The organism is Rhodococcus sp. PvP016, from assembly GCF_017832185.1.
Lineage (GTDB): Bacteria > Actinomycetota > Actinomycetes > Mycobacteriales > Mycobacteriaceae > Rhodococcoides.
The window spans coordinates 2,374,643-2,391,579 of the sequence record NZ_JAFIBH010000001.1; the positions used below are offsets into that span (position 1 = coordinate 2,374,643).

The window sequence follows — 16,937 nt, forward strand, 5'->3', positions numbered from 1 at the left end:
GCTACAGCTTGCGCAGGCGTAGACGGTTGATGGTGTGGTCGGCGTCCTTGCGCAGCACCAGGGTGGCGCGGGGGCGCGTCGGCAGGATGTTCTCCACCAGGTTGGGCCGGTTGATCGACTGCCAGATGTCCGCGGCCGCGATCCTGGCGTGCTCGTCGGACAGTCCCGAGTAGTGGTGGAAGTGCGAGGCCGGGTCGGCGAACGACGTGGAGCGCAGGGCGAGAAAGCGGTCGACGTACCACTTCTCGATGTCCTCGATGCGGGCGTCGACGTAGATGGAGAAGTCGAAGAGGTCCGAGACCATGAGGCGCGGACCGGTCTGCAGGACGTTGAGTCCCTCGATGACGAGGATGTCCGGCTGGCGCACCTCGGTGTACTTGCCCGGCACGATGTCGTACGAGACGTGCGAGTACACGGGTGCGCGGGCGGACTCAGCGCCGGACTTCACCTCGGTGACGAAGCGCAGGAGCTTGCGCCGGTCGTAGCTTTCGGGAAAACCCTTGCGGTGCATGATTCCTCGACGCACCAGCTCGGCCGACGAGTAGAGGAACCCGTCCGTCGTCACCAGGTCCACCCGCGGGTGGTGCTCCCATCGCGCCAGCAGTGCCTGCAGCACGCGCGCGGTGGTGGACTTGCCGACGGCGACACTGCCGGCGATGCCGATGACGAACGGGACCTGGCGGTCCGGCGTCTTCTCCCCGAGGAACGTGGCCGTCGCCGCGAACAGGCGTTGACGAGCGGCGACCTGGAGATGGATGAGTCGAGCGAGGGGGAGGTAGACCTCCGCGACCTCGTCGAGATCGATCTGTTCGCCCAGGCCGCGCAGACCGGTGAGCTCGTCCTCGGTCAGGACCAGGGGTGTCGCGTTGCGGAGAGTGCGCCACTGTCGACGGTCGAATTCGACGTACGGACTCGACTCGCTCACTCGGGACACGCTGCCTCCATGACTGAATTGTGCTGGGTGGCTCCGGCGAACCGACAGCCGGGTGGTGCGTGACTAGAGTCGAGCGTCATGCACGCCGACACTCTCGTCCACGACTACCTGGTGCTGGGGTTGTCCTTCGATCGCCTCGAGGAGGGGTTCGTCGACGCCTACACCGGCGACCCCGCTCTGCGACGCGAGGTCGAGAACGCGCCCCCGCCCGAACCCCGCGCGCTGGCGCGGCGTGCGGCGGAACTGCGGACCGAACTGCCCTCGTCGGGGCTCTCCGAGGACCGCGCCGCGTTCCTCGACGTCCACCTGCGCGCGCTCGAGACGTCGGCGCGGAAGTTGGCCGGTGACGAGATCGGATTCGTCGACGAGGTGCACGACTACTTCGACGTCGCGATCGCACCGGGCGACACCGACGACTACCGCGAGGCCCATCGTCTGATGGACGAGGTGCTGGCCGGGGCGGGGCCGTTGGGGGAGCGGGTGCGCGCTCACCGCGTGGCCGACGAGATCCCGCCCGAGCGGCTCGCCGAGTGCGTCGAGGCGTTCTCCAGTGCGTTGCGCGACAAGGTGCGCGGCCGGTATCCGCTGCCCGACACCGAGAAGGTCACCTACGAGGTGGTGGGCGACAAGCCGTGGTCCGGGTTCAACTACTACCTGGGCGACTACCGGTCCACCGTCGCGATCAACTCGGATCTGAAACAGCACATGGCGCATCTGCCCCATCTGATCGCGCACGAGTCGTATCCGGGCCACCACACCGAGCACTGCCGCAAGGAGGCCGGGTTGGTACGCGGTGCCGGGCAGGCGGAGCAGACGCTCTTCGTCGTCAACACTCCGCAGTGTCTGATGGCCGAGGGCCTCGCGGACCTGGCGCTCGAGTCGATCGTCGGGCCGGGCTGGGGAGTGTGGGCGCAGGAGATCTACGCCGACCTCGGGCTGCGATTCGACGGGGAACGCGCCGAGGCGCTGCAGACGGCGTCGGCACAGCTGCTGGGGGTGCGTCAGGACGCCGCACTGCTGTTGCACGACGAGCACCGCAGTCAGGACGACGTGGCCGCCTTCCTGGGGCAGTGGTCGCTCGCGACACCGGAACGCGCCCGTCAGATGCTGCGGTTCCTGTCCTCGCCGCTCTGGCGTGCCTACACCAGCACCTACGTCGAGGGGTATCGCCTGCTGCGCTCGTGGCTGCACCAGGCCGACTCGGCGGACGGCCGAGCCGACCGCTTCGAGCGGCTGCTCGACGAACCCCTCATCCCATCTCAGCTGCGCTGATCACGGGCATTAGACTCGGCGGCATGACTGCTGCGCCTGTCTCTGCCACCAACATCGACACCGCCTCCCTCGCCGAGGTGGATCCCGAGGTCGCCGCGGCGATGGCCGGCGAGCTGGGTCGCCAGCGCGACACCCTGGAGATGATCGCGTCGGAGAACTTCGTTCCCCGCGCGGTGCTCCAGGCGCAGGGCAGCGTCCTCACCAACAAGTACGCCGAGGGGTACCCGGGTCGTCGGTACTACGGCGGGTGCGAGCACGTCGACATCGTCGAGGATCTGGCTCGGACCAGGGCGAAGGAGCTGTTCGGCGCCGAGTTCGCCAACGTGCAGCCGCACGCGGGCGCCCAGGCCAACGCCGCCGTTCTCATGGCTCTGATCAACCCGGGCGACAAGATCATGGGTCTGGACCTGGCGCACGGCGGCCACCTGACGCACGGCATGAAGCTGAACTTCTCGGGCAAGCTCTACGAGGTCGAGTCCTACGGCGTGAGCAAGGAAGACCACCGCATCGACATGGACGAGGTGCGCAAGCAGGCGCTGCACGCGCGCCCGCAGGTGCTCATCGCCGGATGGTCGGCCTACCCGCGGCACCAGGACTTCGCCGCGTTCCGCTCCATCGCCGACGAGGTCGGTGCCCTGCTCTGGGTCGACATGGCGCACTTCGCCGGACTCGTCGCGGCCGGTGTGCACCCGTCGCCGGTGCCGTACGCGGACGTCGTGTCCTCGACCGTCCACAAGACCCTCGGCGGGCCCCGCTCCGGCATCATCCTCGCCAAGAGGGAGTGGGCGAAGAAGCTCAACTCCGCGGTGTTCCCCGGCCAGCAGGGCGGTCCGCTCATGCACGCCGTCGCGGCCAAGGCCGTCGCCTTCAAGATCGCCGGCACCCCCGAGTTCCGGGAGCGTCAGGAGCGCACCCTGCTCGGTGCATCGTTGCTCGCGGAGCGACTGACCGGCGCCGACGTCTCCGACAAGGGTGTCTCGGTGCTGACGGGCGGAACAGACGTCCACCTCGCGCTGGTGGACCTGCGCAACTCGCAGCTCGACGGCCAGCAGGCCGAGGATCTCCTGCACGAGGTCGGCATCACCGTGAACCGCAACGCGGTGCCGTTCGATCCGCGCCCGCCGATGGTCACCTCCGGTCTGCGTATCGGTACCGCGGCGCTCGCGACCCGTGGGTTCGGCGAGGCCGAGTTCACCGAGGTGGCGGACATCATCGCGACGGCACTCGCCACCGGTGAGGCCACCGACGATCTGCGCGGTCGTGTCAGCACGCTCGCCCACGACTTCCCGCTGTACGAGGGACTCGAGGGCTGGGGACTGCTGGGCTGATCCGACATGCGGCTCACCGTGGCGGGTCTGCAGACGGCGGGGTCACCCGGTGACGCCGACGCCAACCTCGCGGAACTCGACGGTGCCGCGGGGGCGGCTCTGGCGCGCGGAGCCGACCTCCTGGTCACTCCCGAGATGTTCCTGACGGGGTACGACATCGGCGACCGCCTCGGTGAACTGACGTCACGGGACCTTCTGTCCGAGGTGTGCGCACTGGCGCGCCGCCGCGGCATCGCGCTGCTCGTGGGTCTGCCGGAGACCGAGGCGGGAGCGGTGTACAACACCGTCGCACTCGTCGACGCGGACGGCAGTCTGGTTGCGCAGCACCGCAAGTCGCACCTCTACGGCGAGCTCGACCGGGAGTGGTACACGCCCGGGCTCGACGCGGTGACGGTCGTCGACTTCCGCGGCGTGCGGCTCGGTCTGATGATCTGCTACGACGTCGAGTTCCCCGAGAACGTCCGTGCCGCGGCCCTCGCGGGCGCGCACGCCCTGCTCGTTCCCACCGCGCAGATGGTGCCGTTCACGTTCGTGGCCGACGTCGTGATCCGCACGCGCGCGTGGGAGAACCAGCTCTACGTCGCGTACGTCAACCACGTCGGAACCGAGCGTGCCACCACCTACGTCGGCCACAGCAGCATCGTCGGCCCCGACGCGGAGGTGATCGACCGGCTCGACGAGGAGACCGGCCTGATTCTCGGCACGGTGGACACCGACGTCGTGGCGGCGGCCCATCGAGACAACCCGTATCTGGTGGACCGCCGCCCCGGCCTCTACTCGTCGATCGTCCGCGACCTCAGTCGCGAGTGAGCGGCAGGCCCGCGCGGCCCAGGAAGTCGAGGATGTCCGACTCGACCTCGCTGCGGTTGGTCTCGTTCAGGATCTCGTGCCGCGCACCGGGGTAGACCTTCTCCTCGAAGGACGGGCCGCGCAGCGTGCGCATCGCCTCGGTCGTCGGCTCCAGCGGCACCAGTTGATCGTCGCCGCCGTGCAGCCACAACGTCGGCTGGTCGCCGAGAGTGCCGGAGGACGCCACCGTCTCCACCGCGGCGGTGAAGGTCTCGAGGGTGACGCGCGCGAAGGGGCCGTGGAAGACGAGTGGGTCCGCCTGGTACGCGGCGCCGACCTCGGGGTCGCGGGACAGCACGGACGGGTCGATCGGGATCTCGGGGATCTCGTCCATCGACAGCAGCATCGAGAACGCCGGGTTCTGCCCGACCAGCGGGCCGGACAGCACGAGTGCGGCCAGCTCGCCGGGGTGGGTCTGCGCGTAGCGCGTGGCGATGAGACCGCCCATCGAGTGGCCCAGCAGCATCACCGGTAGATCGGGGTGCTCGCCGCGGGCGATGTCCGCGATCGAGTGCAGATCGGCGACGATGCCGTCCACGTCCGAGATCTCCGCGGGCGTCCCGTCGGACTGCCCGTGACCGTGATGGTCGGGGGCGTACACCGCCGCACCGGCCGACGTGAGGGTCGACGCCAGGTGACCGTAGCGGCCCGAGTGCTCGCCGTACCCGTGCGCGAGCAGCGCGACGAATCCCGGGGTGGTGGACGGCCAGGAACGGTAGGCGACGGTGCCGTGGGTTCCCCTGAGCTGTTGCATTTCCTGCGCGTTCTGCATCGGCCGAAGTTAACACCGTGGCCTGCGGCCCCGTGCGCCTTTTGCGTACTCCTGGATGCGCGAAAGGCGCACGGGCGTGTAACGCAGAGTTCACCCACACGTCCCCACGTGTCGCCGAGCCTGCGCCCCCGATCCGGTCTAGCGTCAGCAGTGCGGGTGGCGGGGAAGCCGTCCGTACGGGAGGTCCTCACACATGACTGAGTCATTCGGTCGGGAGGGGCCGGCCCCGGTCCCTGCGGTGTCGGGATCGACCGGTCCAGCGATCGACGGATGCGCGGTGACCGCGCGTCCTTAGGAGCCCCACGTGACTGCAGCTCGCTCCGGTACTTCCGTCCGCACCTACGTGCTGGACACCTCGGTTCTGCTCTCGGACCCCTGGGCCGTGACTCGGTTCGCCGAGCACGCGATCGTCCTTCCACTCGTCGTCATCAGCGAGCTCGAGGGCAAGCGGCATCATCACGAACTGGGGTGGTTCGCGCGCGAGTCGTTGCGGATGCTCGACGACCTGCGGATCCGCCACGGGCGTCTCGATCAGCCCGTGCCCATCGGCACCGAGAACGGCACCCTGCAGGTCGAGCTCAATCACACCGACCCCGCCGTGCTCCCCGTCGGCTTCCGGACCGATTCCAACGACTCGCGGATCCTCGCGTGTGCGCTGAACCTCGCCGCCGAGGGCAAGGACGTGGTGCTGGTCAGCAAGGACATCCCGCTGCGCGTCAAGGCCGGTGCGGTGGGCCTGCCGGCCGACGAGTACCACGCTCACGACGTCGTCCCGTCGGGATGGACGGGCATGGCCGAGATCGAGGCGTCGCGCGCGACCATCGACGGCCTGTTCGCCGAGGGATTCGCCGACATCGACGAAGCACGAGAGTTGCCGTGCCACACCGGAGTTCGACTGCTCGGCGGCACGTCCAGCGCGTTGGGGCGGGTGACGGCGAACAAGCAGGTTCAGCTGGTGCGCGGCGAGCGTGAGGCGTTCGGCCTGCACGGCCGGTCCGCCGAGCAGCGCGTCGCCCTGGATCTGCTGCTCGACGAGAGCATCGGCATCGTGTCGCTGGGCGGCAAGGCGGGGACGGGCAAGTCCGCACTCGCGTTGACGGCCGGCCTCGACGCCGTCCTGGAACGACGGACCCATCGCAAGGTCGTCGTGTTCCGGCCGCTGTACGCGGTCGGCGGCCAGGAGCTCGGCTACCTCCCCGGCAGCGAGAGCGACAAGATGGGTCCGTGGGCGCAGGCGGTGTTCGACACGCTCGACGGTCTCGCGAGCCCGGAGGTCATCGAGGAGGTCACCGCGCGCGGCATGCTCGAGGTGCTGCCGCTCACGCACATCCGCGGACGGTCGCTGCACGACTCGTTCGTCATCGTGGACGAGGCGCAGTCGCTGGAACGGAACGTCCTGCTGACCGTGCTCTCGCGGCTCGGTACGGGATCGCGCGTGGTGCTCACGCACGACGTGGCGCAGCGCGACAACCTGCGGGTCGGACGCCACGACGGTGTCGCTGCCGTGATCGAGAAGTTGAAGGGGCATCCTCTCTTCGCCCACATCACGTTGACCCGCTCGGAGCGTTCGCCCATCGCGGCACTGGTCACCGAGATGCTCGAGGAGTTCGGGCCGGCCTGAGTCACCGTTCGCGCCGGGCGACACGTACCGCCCGGCGCGATGTGACGCCGAACTATCACTGCCCTCTTTGTCAGGGAGATCACCGGAATCCGCGTCGCGAGGTCCGAAGGTTCGGAGTGGACACCTACGGCCGTTATGCTGCTGTGATGCCGAAGAGTGACCAGGACCTGTTGAGCGAGCTCGAAGCCGATGCCGCGCACCTGCTGCAGAAGCACATCGACGCTGCTCGGGACTGGCAGCCGCACGACTACGTTCCGTGGGACTCGGGCCGCAATTTCGCGTTCCTCGGCGGCGAGGACTGGTCTCCGGAGCAGGTGACGCTCGGCGACGCGGAGGTCGTCGGTGCCACCGTCAGCGTGCTGGTCGCCGACAACCTGCCCGAGTACCACCGCGACCTGGCGTTCGCGCTCCGGAGCAGCGACGTCTGGTGGAAGCTGATCGGCCGGTGGACCGCGGAGGAGAACCGGCACGCCATCGTGCTGCGCAACTACCTCATGACCACTCGCGCGGTCGACCCGGTGGATCTCGAGCGCGTGCGCATCGAGCACATGACCACCGGCTACTCCGCACCGTCGCTCCACGTGCTGCACATTCTCGCGAAGTTCGCCTTCGACGAGCGCGCAGCGGCCGTGCGCCACCGTCGTGCCTCCGCATCGTCGCAGGACGCTCTCCTGTCGAGCATCCTCGACCGCATCGCCGAGGACGACGAGCTGCAGACCACGCTCTTCACCGACCTGGTCTCCGCCGCGATCCGCATCGACGCCGACGGTGCCGTCCGCGCCATCGCCGACACCGTCGCGTCCTTCTCGGTCCCCACCGTCGATCTCCCCGGCCGCGGCGGCAGCGCCGAACTGCTCGCCGGCATCGGGCTCTACGACCGCACCATCGAGACCGAAGAGGTGATCAAGCCACTGCTCGAGGCGTGGAACGTGTTCACCCTCGACGGCCTCGGCGAGGACGGCCTCGCGGCCCGCGCGGAGCTCGAGAGTGCGCTCGCCACTGCCGCCTCCTGATCAGCGCGTGATCGCGAACCCGCCCACCACCACGGGCTGACCGGCACCGACGAAGTACACGGTGCCGTTCCAGCGGTTCGGGTTCACGGCATCGAGCGTCATCTCGTCGTGGAAGACGGCTCCGAAGGCGGGGGACAGGCGCGAATAGTCGACGTGGACCACATCGGCCCCGGTGGCGATGCTCGGGGCGCGGTAGACGTCGCCCGGGATCGCGTTCACGCCGAGAAGCCGATTCACTGTCGTGTCGCCGGTGATGGTCTTGCCGTCCCACAGCGGGACGGGAGCGCCCTCGGGCGTGGTGCCGACGTAGACGCCGTCGAGAACGGGGCCGGCGGACGCCAGTGCCGGGGCGGCCAACGCTGCGCCGATCGCGGCGGTGCAGCCCAGGAGTGTCACTGCAGTTCTCTTCATGACACGTCACACTCCTCCTGATCGCCCCGCACCACGGCGTTTCGCCGTGATGCGAGGCGGGGAGTGCTGGGTCAGTCCTGGACCTTGGCCATCGCCAGGACGTCGAGGCGCTTGTCGAGCTCTTCTTCCGACAGCTTCTCGGGGACGAGTCCACGCTCGAGGACGACCTCGCGAATGGTCTTCTTGTCCTTCAAGGCCTGCTTGGCCACGGCCGCAGCCTCCTCGTAGCCGATCGCACTGTTGAGCGGCGTCACGATGGACGGCGACGACTCGGCGAGCTGCTTGAGGTGCTCCTCGTTGGCGACGAGGCCGTCGACACACTTGTCGGCGAACAGGCGGGAGACGTTGGCGAGCAACGTGAACGACTCGAGCAGGTTGCGCGCCATCATGGGGATGTAGACGTTGAGCTCGAAGGCGCCGGCTGCGCCGCCCCACGCGATCGCCGCGTCGTTGCCGACGATCTGCGCCGCCACCTGGGTGGCCGCCTCGGGGAGGACCGGGTTGACCTTGCCGGGCATGATCGAGCTGCCGGGCTGCAGGTCGGGGAGCCGGATCTCGCCGAGACCGGTGAGCGGACCCGACCCCATCCAGCGGATGTCGTTGGCGATCTTGGTCAACGAGACGGCGATGGTGCGCAGCGCGCCCGACGCCTCGACCAGACCGTCACGAGCCGCCTGGGCCTCGAACGAGTTCTTCGCCGCGGTGAGGGCGTCGACACCGGTCGACTTCACCAGCTCGGCCACGACCTTCGGGCCGAAGCCGTCGGGAGCGTTCAGACCCGTGCCGACGGCGGTGCCGCCGATGGGGAGTTCACCGAGGCGGGGGAGCGTGGACTGCACGCGCTCGATGCCGGCCTCGATCTGACGTGCGTAGCCGCCGAACTCCTGGCCGAGCGTGACGGGCACCGCGTCCATGAGGTGGGTGCGGCCCGACTTCACGACGGTCTTCCACTCGGTCGCCTTGGCAGCCAGAGCGGTGTGCAGGTACTCGAGGGCCGGGATCAGGCTGGTGACCGCGGCCTCGGTCGCGGCGACGTGCGTCGCGGTGGGGAACGTGTCGTTGGACGACTGCGACATGTTGACGTGGTCGTTGGGGTGCACCTCGACGCCCGCGTTCTTCGCGATGCTCGCGATGACCTCGTTCGCGTTCATGTTGGAGCTGGTGCCCGAGCCGGTCTGGAACACGTCGATGGGGAACTGATCGTCGTGCTTGCCGTCCGCGATCTCGCCGGCAGCCGCGATGATGGCGTCGGCCTTGTCCGCATCGAGCAGACCCAGGTCCTTGTTGACCTGTGCGCATGCGGCCTTGAGCAGCCCCATCGCACGAATCTGGGTGCGCTCGAGGGGGCGGCCCGAGATGGGGAAGTTCTCGACGGCGCGCTGTGTCTGCGCACGCCACAGCGCGTCGACGGGTACGCGAACCTCTCCCATGGTGTCGTGCTCGATGCGGAACTGCTGATCGTTGTCTGTCATGTACCTCGTGCCTCGGTAGATGGGTCGGGAAGTCGGAGTGCGTGTCAGAAGGACGGGACGGCGCCGGAGGTGTCCCCGTCGAAGTCCACGGACGAATACTCCCGCAGTTTGTTCAGCTGGTGGTACGCGTCGATCATCCGCACGGTGCCCGACTTGGAGCGCATGACGATGGACTGCGTGTGGGCACCGCCGCCGGAGTAGCGCACTCCGCGCAGCAGATCGCCGTCGGTGACGCCGGTCGCGGTGAAGAAGACGTTCTCCCCGGCGACCAGGTCGTTGGTGTTCAGGATGCGATCGAGATCGTGGCCCGCGTCCACCGCCTTCTGGCGCTCGTCGTCGTCCGTCGGGGCGAGCCGGCCCTGCAGTGCTCCACCCATACAGCGCATGGCGGCCGCGGCGATGATGCCCTCGGGCGTGCCGCCGGTACCGATCAGGATGTCGGTGCCCGAATCGGGACGGGCAGCCGCGATGGCGCCGGCGACGTCACCGTCCGAGATCAGCCGGATACGGGCGCCGGTGTCCCGGATCTGCTGCATCAGCTCGGTGTGGCGGGGACGGTCCAGCACACACACGGTGACGTCCGAGGACGACCCCTTCTTGATCCTCGCGATCCGGGCGATGTTCTCGGCGACCGGAGCAGTGATGTCGATGGCATCGGCGTAGTCGGGGCCGACGGCGATCTTGTCCATGTAGAACACGGCCGACGGATCGAACATCGCACCGCGCTCCGCCACCGCGAGCACGGAGATCGCGTTGGGCATGCCCTTGGCCATCAGCGTCGTGCCGTCGACGGGATCGACGGCGAAGTCGACCTCGGGACCGTTGCCGTTGCCCACCTGCTCGCCGTTGTAGAGCATGGGCGCCTCGTCCTTCTCGCCCTCTCCGATGACCACGACGCCGCGCATCGACACCGAGCTCACCAGCTGGCGCATGGCGTCCACGGCAGCGCCGTCGCCACCCTCCTTGTCGCCGCGGCCGACCCAACGCCCGGACGCGAGCGCCCCGGCCTCGGTGACGCGGACGAGTTCGAGCGCGAGGTTTCGATCCGGCGCCATCTGCGTGGGAACGTCGGTGTTGGCCGTCATGGGGCTGTGCCTCCTTGCACATGGCGCGGTTCGCAGCCCGACTGACGGGCGTCGTCCGCACGGAATGAACATCGACTCGGGCGAAAAAGACTCGGCGTGATTGTCGCACTAGTCGTACGGCCCCGGCCTGCCGGGGGAAGCGCGGAGCTGCGCGGATGGCGAGCCCCCGCGCGCTCGGTGCGATACTGGAGAGGTGGCCGACAAGAAACCCAGGTACCTGCAGAACAACAAGGACATGGCCTGGTCCCTGATCCCGCTTCTTCTCGCATGCCTGGTGATCGCGGCCATCGCCGGTCAGTGTTCGTTGCGTGTGGGCGGCCCCGAGGCGGGTGAGGTTCCTCGCATCGATCTGGGGGCGTCCCTGCAGGCGGACGCGAACGCACTGGCCTTCCCGGTGCGCAGTCCCGACGTCCCCGACCAGTGGATCCCGAACTCGGCGAACCGTGGCCCGGTCTCCGGCTCGGAGTTCCAGTCCAGCACCGTCGGCTTCGTCACCGAGAACGGCAACTTCCTCTCGCTCTCCCAGAGCGATGCCTCCGAGGACGAGCTGGTCCGCTCGAGGACCGAGGGGTCACGGGTGTCCGCCGGCGGCGCGGAGGCCATCGCCGGTCTGAACTGGGTGGTCTACGGCAACGACGACACGGAGCCGTACTGGGTGGCCGATCTCGGCGACACCCGCGCGATGCTCACCGGATCCGGGTCGCAGGAGGAGTTCGTCGCGCTGGCGTCCGCCACGGCGACGGCTCCGGTCCTCGACAAGCGCTGACGCGCTCGCTCACTCCTCGTCGCGGGCCAGCGCCTTCTCGATGCGCGTGCGCGCGCCGGCCAGGTGCTGCTCGCAGTGCGTGGCCAGTGCTTCGCCGCGCTCCCACAGCGCCAGTGAGGCATCGAGATCCAGGCCGCCCTGCTCGAGCAGCTTGACCACGTCGACCAACTCGTCGCGCGCGTCCTCGTAGCCCAGCTCGGCGATCGGTGTCTCGTTCATGAGTCCCCATGCTGCCTCGAGAGTCCGACAGCGGACGAGTCAGGTGGCGGAACTGCGACCCATCGTGACGGCCGTGACCACGCCGTCCGCGACGCGGACCCGGAGCTGTGTACCCGGTGCGGCGTCGTCGACCGACCGGAGCACCTCGGGGTCGGATCCGGGGACCATGCGCTGCACCACCGAGTAGCCCCTGGCCAGGGTCGCCGCCGGTCCGAGCGTGGTCAGACGCGCGCGCATGTGCTCGACGGTGGTCGCCTCTCGCGACACCGCCCGCTCCACGTCGCGGCGGACGACGCGGCGCATCTCGGCGATCTCCTCCTCGCGGCGGGCGACAGCGGAGAGGGGATCGGCCAGCACGGGCCGGTGCCGCAGGGCGTCGAGGGCGCGCGCCTCGCGCTGCACCCAGCTGCGCAGCGCCGCGGCGCTGCGGCTCCGCAGCTCGGTGACCAGTTCCCGTTCGGCCACGGCGTCGGGTACCACGAGCTTGGCGGCATCGGTGGGGGTGGCGGCACGAAGATCCGCCACGTGATCGCTGAGCGGACTGTCCGGTTCGTGTCCGATGGCGCTCACGATCGGCGTCGTCGCACGGGAGATCGCGCGGCAGAGCGCCTCGTCGGAGAACGGCAGCAGATCCTCGACACTGCCGCCGCCACGGGCGAGTATCACCACGTCGACCGTGGGGTCCTCGTCCAGCTCGGCCAGCGCCCGCAGGATTCCGGGTACCGCCGACGGGCCCTGCACGGGAGTGTTGCGTACCTCGAAGCGCACCGCGGGCCACCGTCGCTCCGCGACGCTGAGCACGTCGCGTTCGGCGGCGCTGGCGCGTGCGGTGATGAGCCCGACGACGCGAGGCAGGAAGGGGAGCGGCCGTTTCAGCCGCGGATCGAACAGTCCCTCGGCCGCGAGAAGACCGCGCAGGCGCTCGATGCGGGCGAGGAGCTCGCCGACTCCCACCGCTCGAATTTCCGTGGCGCGCAACGACAGTGTGCCGCGACCGGTGAAGAAGCTGAGCTTGCCGTAGAGGATGACGCGAGCGCCCTCGGTCAACGGCACGGGGGAGTTCTGGATGAGCATCGGTGAGCACGTCACGGACAGCGACATGTCCGCGGACGGGTCGCGGAGCGTCAGGAACGCCGTGCGCGTTCCCGCACGCACCGAGATCTGCGTGATCTGGCCCTCGACCCACACGCTACCGAGGCGATCGATCCACCCGGCGACCTTCGTCGCGACCGTGCGGACGGGGAGCGGGTTCTCCGCGGTGCTGGTGGCGGCCGTGGTCATCGTGGTCCGAGAATCACTTCGCTCGGGCGGTGGTGATGCGGTTCTCGAGCATGGTCCGGTACGGCGCGCGGTCCGAGGCCGACGTCTCGTACTCGAGAAGTGACGTGAGGTCCTCGACCGACAGCGACCGCAGTCGCGCACGCAGCTGGGCCAGCGTCAGGGCGTCGTAGTCGAGGTACTCCACGATCTCGGGAGTCGCGGTCGGCGCGGTCGCGAGAGCCGGGGCCGGGACGGGTTCGGTCGTCTCGATCTCCGACGGCGGGGTCGAGTACAGGGCGAACCGCCCCGCGGGCGCACCGGGCTCCGGCACGTCGATCTCTCCTGCCGGGTCACCGACCTGCTCGGGCTCGGTGGACAGCGGCACCTGTGTGTACCGCGCGGGTGCGACGTCCGCGTCGTCGTCGAAGGTCGCCCACTCCGCGGTCTCGACCGGGCGTGAACCGATCAGGGAGAACACCTGGTCGCCCTTGATGGCCAGTTCGGTGACGGTCTGTTGCAGACGCATCGCGGTCTGGAGGACCTCGCTCACGGCGGTCATCGGCAGGGAGATGGCGGTGGTGGGAAGACGCCGGGCCTCCTCGACGACGGTCACGGCGATTCCGAGCGCGACGCGGGCGGCGAAGGGTGGACGGATCATGTCTCACAGAGTGCCCCACGTCGCGCATTTTTCCCAGTCGACGTGCGCGGGAAGCGACGCCCGCCCGACTACCCGTATCCTCGTGGTATGTCTTCGGCTCTTCCGGTGTCCTCGTCTTCCACCACCTCCTCCGCCATCCCGCTCGAGCTGGGTATCGCCCGGCCGGCGGTCACCGGTGAGGTGTACGACGGCCCGCGGCGCGTCCTGCTCGCCGAGCCGCGCGGGTACTGCGCCGGCGTGGACCGAGCGGTGGAGACGGTCGAGAAGGCGCTCGAGAAGCACGGCGCCCCGATCTACGTGCGCAAGGAGATCGTGCACAACCGCCATGTCGTGGAGACACTGTCCGATCAGGGCGTCATCTTCGTGGACGAGACCGACGAGGTGCCGGACGGGGCACTCCTCGTGTTCTCCGCACACGGTGTCTCACCGGCGGTCCACGAGTCCGCGGCCGCCAAGAACCTGCGGACCATCGACGCGACGTGCCCGCTGGTGACGAAGGTGCACCAGGAGGCCAAGCGGTTCGCACGCGACGACTTCGACATCCTGCTCATCGGCCACGAGGGTCACGAGGAGGTCGAGGGCACCGCGGGCGAGGCCCCGGACCACGTGCAGGTCGTGGACGGGCCGGACTCCGTCGACGCCGTCACCGTCCGGGACGAGAACCGCGTCATCTGGCTCTCACAGACGACGCTCAGTGTCGACGAGACCATGACCACCGTCGCCCGACTGCGGGAGAAGTTCCCCAACCTGCAGGATCCGCCCAGCGACGACATCTGCTACGCCACCCAGAACCGTCAGGTCGCCGTCAAGGCGATGGCACCCGAATGCGATCTCGTGATCGTGGTCGGCTCGACGAACTCGTCGAACTCGGTGCGCCTGGTCGAGGTCGCGCTCGCCGCGGGCGCGCGGGCGAGCTACCTGGTCGACTACGCCAAGGACATCGATCTCGCCTGGCTCGAGGGCGCCCGCACGGTGGGCATCACCTCCGGCGCGTCCGTGCCGGAGGTGCTGGTGCGGGGAGTACTGGATCTGCTCGAGACGCATGGCTTCGGTGACGTGAAGTCGGTGACGACGGCCAACGAGACGCTGGTCTTCGCGCTTCCTCGCGAGCTGCGAACCACCAGCAGGGTGTGAACCGACCGCGGCCGGCTCAGTCCCGGTCGCGGTAACGCACTCGTGGCGCCGGGTACGGCGACAGATTCTCCGCACCGGTGCGACGGGGTTCGTACGGCGCGGCCTCGTACTGCTTGGGTTCGTACGGTGTCGCCTCGTACCGGGGGCGAGCCTCCCGCGGGCGACCGGTGTCGGAGGCCGTGACCTGGCCCTCGTAGGCGCGAGGGGCGGGCCGAGCAGCGCGCGACTCTTCGCGCGGCTGCGGTGCGGCGGGCCGTGCCCGCCGGGTGCGCTCGTGTCGAGCGTCGGGTGACACGGTCCGCGGTTCCTGGCGCGCCCTGCGGCGGTCGTCCGCTCGTCCTGCCGTCTCGCGAGCGGCGGGGCGTTCGGAGCGGGACCGCCGGGGTGCGGCGTCGCGCGCCGCCGCGGCCGGTCGCGCTGCGCGCGCCGGCTTCCGGACCGGCGTCGGCCGACGATCGAGCGCCAGCCGGGCGCCACCGACCCCGAGAACCAACAGCGTGGTCAGCGCCATGAGCGGGAAGCGATCGACGAGCGGCACGGCGACGGTCAGGACGATGTCCTTGATCGAGGTGCCCGCTCCGTCGGTGAGGATCTGGTACGCGATGGGAACGCCGAGGAACATGATGAGCGGCGGCTGCACCATGGCGGTGAAGAGTCCACGATGGCGGACCGCGACGACGGCGATGAGTGCACCGAGCACGTACAGGACGGCGAACGTCGATCCCAGCTCGTCACCACGCATGGCATCGACGAGAAAGCCCAGGACGGCTGCGCCCACTGCCACCGCGACGGCGCCCCATGCGGGGATACCGGGTACCGACGGCACAGCCGAGCGCTGGTCGAGAGGCACTCCCGAGCGTGCGCGTTGGGGGGAAGACACACAGCGAGGTTAGCGTTTATTCAACGACTTGCGTCGTCGGCATGCTCGCGACACGTCGAGGAGGTGCTCTCCATCGCAGTCGCGGTCATGGTGCGTGGCCGCTGATCCACACTCGTGACCTGCGGCGGTTCACCGTCGAAGAGGGACATCTCGTGCAGCTTGCGTGCTGTGACGAAGACCCGGGCGTCCAACGATCCTGCCGCCGCGTTGAACGAGTCCACGGCCTTGCCCAGCTGTGATCCCAGTCGATCGACGTGGGCGCCGACCGTGCCGAGGCGCTCGTACAGTTCACGGCCCAGCACGCGTACGCGAGCGGCGTCCTCGGCCAGCGCGTCCTGCTTCCACGTGTACGCGACGGTCCGCAGCAGGGCGATGAGAGTCGTCGGGGTGGCGAGCACCACGTTGCGGGAGAAGGCGTGTTCGAGCAGGCCGCGGTCGCGCGTCAACGCGGCGTCGAGGAACGGATCGCCCGGAACGAACAGGACGACGAATTCCGGCGACGGGTCGAACGCGTGCCAGTACTTCTTGTCGGCGAGCTGGTCGACGTGTGTGCGCAGGTGCTTGGCGTGGCGTTCGAGATGCCGATCGATGGTCTCGGGATCCTGCTCGGCGCTCGCGTCGAGGAAGGCGACGAGCGGAACCTTGGCGTCGACGACGATGCGCTTGCCACCGGCGAGCTTGACCACCAGATCGGGGCGTACGCCGGGCGCGGCGACCTGGGTGTCGAAGTCGCAGTGGCGCGTCATGCCGGCCAGCTCCACGACCCGCTCGAGCTGGATCTCACCCCACCGGCCGCGGATCTGCGGCGCCCGCAGCGCGGTGACGAGCTGGTCCGTCTGCGACGCCAGCTGCCGCGAGGCGCGGTGCATCCCGGCGACCTGCTCCGTCAGTCCCGCGTACGCGTGCACACGATCGCGCTCGACGAGCCGGACGTGTTCCTCGAGCGCGTCGACCGCCTCCCGCAGCGGGTCGACCATATGGGAGACCTGCTGGCCGATGGCACCGGAATGGCGCCGCGCGGAGTCCTCGTTGAGCAGGGACAACGAGCGCCGCAACGTCTCCTCGTTGTCTGCGGAGACTGCGAGCCGCTCACCCGCGCGGGCGAGTTCGACATCGCCGCGCGCGGCACGCAACCACCAGCCCAACGCCAGGCCGACGAGAAGGGTGACGAGGGTGGTCACGGCAGTGAGGGCGGTCATGAGGCTCACTATGAACCGGGGTACCGACACACCTTCGGCCCGAGCGTCTTTGTCGTAGGTCTCC

General features: G+C 69.2%; 17 protein-coding genes. 7 read left to right on the forward strand and 10 right to left on the reverse strand.

Annotated features, from left to right (window positions below; translation table 11 throughout):
• Window position 1 precedes the first annotated feature (1 nt).
• Window positions 2–934, reverse strand: coding sequence for a type I pantothenate kinase (gene coaA, locus JOE30_RS11160; RefSeq protein WP_027503933.1), 933 nt, complete (start codon window positions 932–934; stop codon window positions 2–4).
• 78 nt (window positions 935–1,012) lie between these two features.
• Here coaA and JOE30_RS11165 point away from each other — a divergent pair, with 78 nt between their 5' ends.
• Genes JOE30_RS11165 through JOE30_RS11175 form a run of 3 tightly spaced genes read left to right on the forward strand, consistent with a single transcriptional unit; the run spans window position 1,013 to window position 4,344 of the window.
• Window positions 1,013–2,206, forward strand: coding sequence for a DUF885 domain-containing protein (locus JOE30_RS11165; RefSeq protein ID WP_204866695.1), 1,194 nt, complete (start codon window positions 1,013–1,015; stop codon window positions 2,204–2,206).
• Between the two features lie 23 nt (window positions 2,207–2,229).
• Window positions 2,230–3,534 (forward strand): serine hydroxymethyltransferase, encoded by a 1,305-nt coding sequence (glyA, locus tag JOE30_RS11170; RefSeq protein ID WP_204866697.1) that lies wholly within the window; start codon window positions 2,230–2,232, stop codon window positions 3,532–3,534.
• Between the two features lie 6 nt (window positions 3,535–3,540).
• Complete coding sequence (locus JOE30_RS11175; RefSeq protein ID WP_204866699.1) at window positions 3,541–4,344, forward strand: carbon-nitrogen hydrolase family protein; 804 nt, start codon at window positions 3,541–3,543, stop codon at window positions 4,342–4,344.
• On the opposite strand, the gene JOE30_RS11180 is transcribed toward JOE30_RS11175, so the two are convergent.
• Window positions 4,331–5,137, reverse strand: a complete 807-nt coding sequence (locus JOE30_RS11180) for an alpha/beta hydrolase (protein WP_204866701.1) — start codon at window positions 5,135–5,137, stop codon at window positions 4,331–4,333. The two genes, JOE30_RS11175 and JOE30_RS11180, sit on opposite strands and share 14 nt — an antisense overlap.
• Before the next feature lie 322 nt (window positions 5,138–5,459).
• Between JOE30_RS11180 and JOE30_RS11185 the strand changes: the two genes are divergently transcribed.
• Window positions 5,460–6,776 carry a PhoH family protein gene (locus tag JOE30_RS11185; protein WP_204866704.1) on the forward strand — a complete coding sequence of 439 codons (1,317 nt, stop codon included), beginning with the start codon at window positions 5,460–5,462 and terminating at the stop codon, window positions 6,774–6,776.
• 146 nt (window positions 6,777–6,922) lie between these two features.
• Window positions 6,923–7,789 carry an acyl-ACP desaturase gene (locus JOE30_RS11190; RefSeq protein WP_204866707.1) on the forward strand — a complete coding sequence of 289 codons (867 nt, stop codon included), beginning with the start codon at window positions 6,923–6,925 and terminating at the stop codon, window positions 7,787–7,789.
• On the opposite strand, the gene JOE30_RS11195 is transcribed toward JOE30_RS11190, so the two are convergent.
• From JOE30_RS11195 to glpX, 3 genes are all read right to left on the reverse strand, one after another.
• On the reverse strand, window positions 7,790–8,200 hold the full coding sequence (locus JOE30_RS11195; RefSeq protein WP_204866709.1) for a hypothetical protein: 411 nt from the start codon (window positions 8,198–8,200) through the stop codon (window positions 7,790–7,792).
• 71 nt (window positions 8,201–8,271) lie between these two features.
• Window positions 8,272–9,672, reverse strand: coding sequence for a class II fumarate hydratase (locus JOE30_RS11200; protein WP_204866711.1), 1,401 nt, complete (start codon window positions 9,670–9,672; stop codon window positions 8,272–8,274).
• 44 nt (window positions 9,673–9,716) lie between these two features.
• Window positions 9,717–10,757 carry a class II fructose-bisphosphatase gene (gene glpX / locus JOE30_RS11205; RefSeq protein WP_204866713.1) on the reverse strand — a complete coding sequence of 347 codons (1,041 nt, stop codon included), beginning with the start codon at window positions 10,755–10,757 and terminating at the stop codon, window positions 9,717–9,719.
• A gap of 193 nt (window positions 10,758–10,950) precedes the next feature.
• Here glpX and JOE30_RS11210 point away from each other — a divergent pair, with 193 nt between their 5' ends.
• Entirely contained in the window at window positions 10,951–11,523 is a 573-nt protein-coding gene (locus JOE30_RS11210; RefSeq protein ID WP_204866715.1) for a DUF4245 domain-containing protein, read from the forward strand.
• A gap of 9 nt (window positions 11,524–11,532) precedes the next feature.
• On the opposite strand, the gene JOE30_RS11215 is transcribed toward JOE30_RS11210, so the two are convergent.
• From JOE30_RS11215 to JOE30_RS11225, 3 genes are read right to left on the reverse strand one after another with little or no spacing between them, the layout of a single operon-like run.
• A complete protein-coding gene (locus JOE30_RS11215) occupies window positions 11,533–11,742 on the reverse strand; it encodes an exodeoxyribonuclease VII small subunit (protein ID WP_027503922.1) in 210 nt (69 codons plus the stop codon).
• A gap of 39 nt (window positions 11,743–11,781) precedes the next feature.
• Window positions 11,782–13,023, reverse strand: a complete 1,242-nt coding sequence (gene xseA, locus JOE30_RS11220) for an exodeoxyribonuclease VII large subunit (protein ID WP_204866717.1) — start codon at window positions 13,021–13,023, stop codon at window positions 11,782–11,784.
• Between the two features lie 13 nt (window positions 13,024–13,036).
• On the reverse strand, window positions 13,037–13,660 hold the full coding sequence (locus tag JOE30_RS11225; RefSeq protein WP_204866719.1) for a lipid droplet-associated protein: 624 nt from the start codon (window positions 13,658–13,660) through the stop codon (window positions 13,037–13,039).
• 87 nt (window positions 13,661–13,747) lie between these two features.
• On the opposite strand from JOE30_RS11225, the gene JOE30_RS11230 reads away from it, so the two are divergent.
• Window positions 13,748–14,794: a 4-hydroxy-3-methylbut-2-enyl diphosphate reductase gene (locus JOE30_RS11230; RefSeq protein WP_204866720.1), complete on the forward strand. Its 1,047-nt coding sequence runs from the start codon at window positions 13,748–13,750 to the stop codon at window positions 14,792–14,794.
• A gap of 16 nt (window positions 14,795–14,810) precedes the next feature.
• Here JOE30_RS11230 and JOE30_RS11235 read toward each other — a convergent pair whose 3' ends face one another.
• Window positions 14,811–15,674 (reverse strand): DUF6542 domain-containing protein, encoded by an 864-nt coding sequence (locus tag JOE30_RS11235; protein WP_204866722.1) that lies wholly within the window; start codon window positions 15,672–15,674, stop codon window positions 14,811–14,813.
• A 20-nt stretch (window positions 15,675–15,694) separates the two neighbouring features.
• Window positions 15,695–16,873, reverse strand: a complete 1,179-nt coding sequence (locus tag JOE30_RS11240; RefSeq protein ID WP_204866724.1) for a DNA recombination protein RmuC — start codon at window positions 16,871–16,873, stop codon at window positions 15,695–15,697.
• Between the last annotated feature and the right edge of the window lie 64 nt (window positions 16,874–16,937).

Excerpts from the sequence above, each read along its gene's own strand:
- JOE30_RS11165 (WP_204866695.1), top strand. The coding sequence starts at position 1,013 with ATGCACGCCGACACTCTCGTCCACGACTACCTGGTGCTGGGGTTGTCC.
- glyA (WP_204866697.1), top strand. The coding sequence starts at position 2,230 with ATGACTGCTGCGCCTGTCTCTGCCACCAACATCGACACCGCCTCCCTC.
- JOE30_RS11175 (WP_204866699.1), top strand. The coding sequence starts at position 3,541 with ATGCGGCTCACCGTGGCGGGTCTGCAGACGGCGGGGTCACCCGGTGAC.
- JOE30_RS11180 (WP_204866701.1), bottom strand. The coding sequence starts at position 5,137 with ATGCAACAGCTCAGGGGAACCCACGGCACCGTCGCCTACCGTTCCTGG.
- JOE30_RS11190 (WP_204866707.1), top strand. The coding sequence starts at position 6,923 with ATGCCGAAGAGTGACCAGGACCTGTTGAGCGAGCTCGAAGCCGATGCC.
- JOE30_RS11195 (WP_204866709.1), bottom strand. The coding sequence starts at position 8,200 with ATGAAGAGAACTGCAGTGACACTCCTGGGCTGCACCGCCGCGATCGGC.
- JOE30_RS11200 (WP_204866711.1), bottom strand. The coding sequence starts at position 9,672 with ATGACAGACAACGATCAGCAGTTCCGCATCGAGCACGACACCATGGGA.
- glpX (WP_204866713.1), bottom strand. The coding sequence starts at position 10,757 with ATGACGGCCAACACCGACGTTCCCACGCAGATGGCGCCGGATCGAAAC.
- JOE30_RS11215 (WP_027503922.1), bottom strand. The coding sequence starts at position 11,742 with ATGAACGAGACACCGATCGCCGAGCTGGGCTACGAGGACGCGCGCGAC.
- xseA (WP_204866717.1), bottom strand. The coding sequence starts at position 13,023 with ATGACCACGGCCGCCACCAGCACCGCGGAGAACCCGCTCCCCGTCCGC.
- JOE30_RS11225 (WP_204866719.1), bottom strand. The coding sequence starts at position 13,660 with ATGATCCGTCCACCCTTCGCCGCCCGCGTCGCGCTCGGAATCGCCGTG.
- JOE30_RS11230 (WP_204866720.1), top strand. The coding sequence starts at position 13,748 with ATGTCTTCGGCTCTTCCGGTGTCCTCGTCTTCCACCACCTCCTCCGCC.
- JOE30_RS11240 (WP_204866724.1), bottom strand. The coding sequence starts at position 16,873 with ATGACCGCCCTCACTGCCGTGACCACCCTCGTCACCCTTCTCGTCGGC.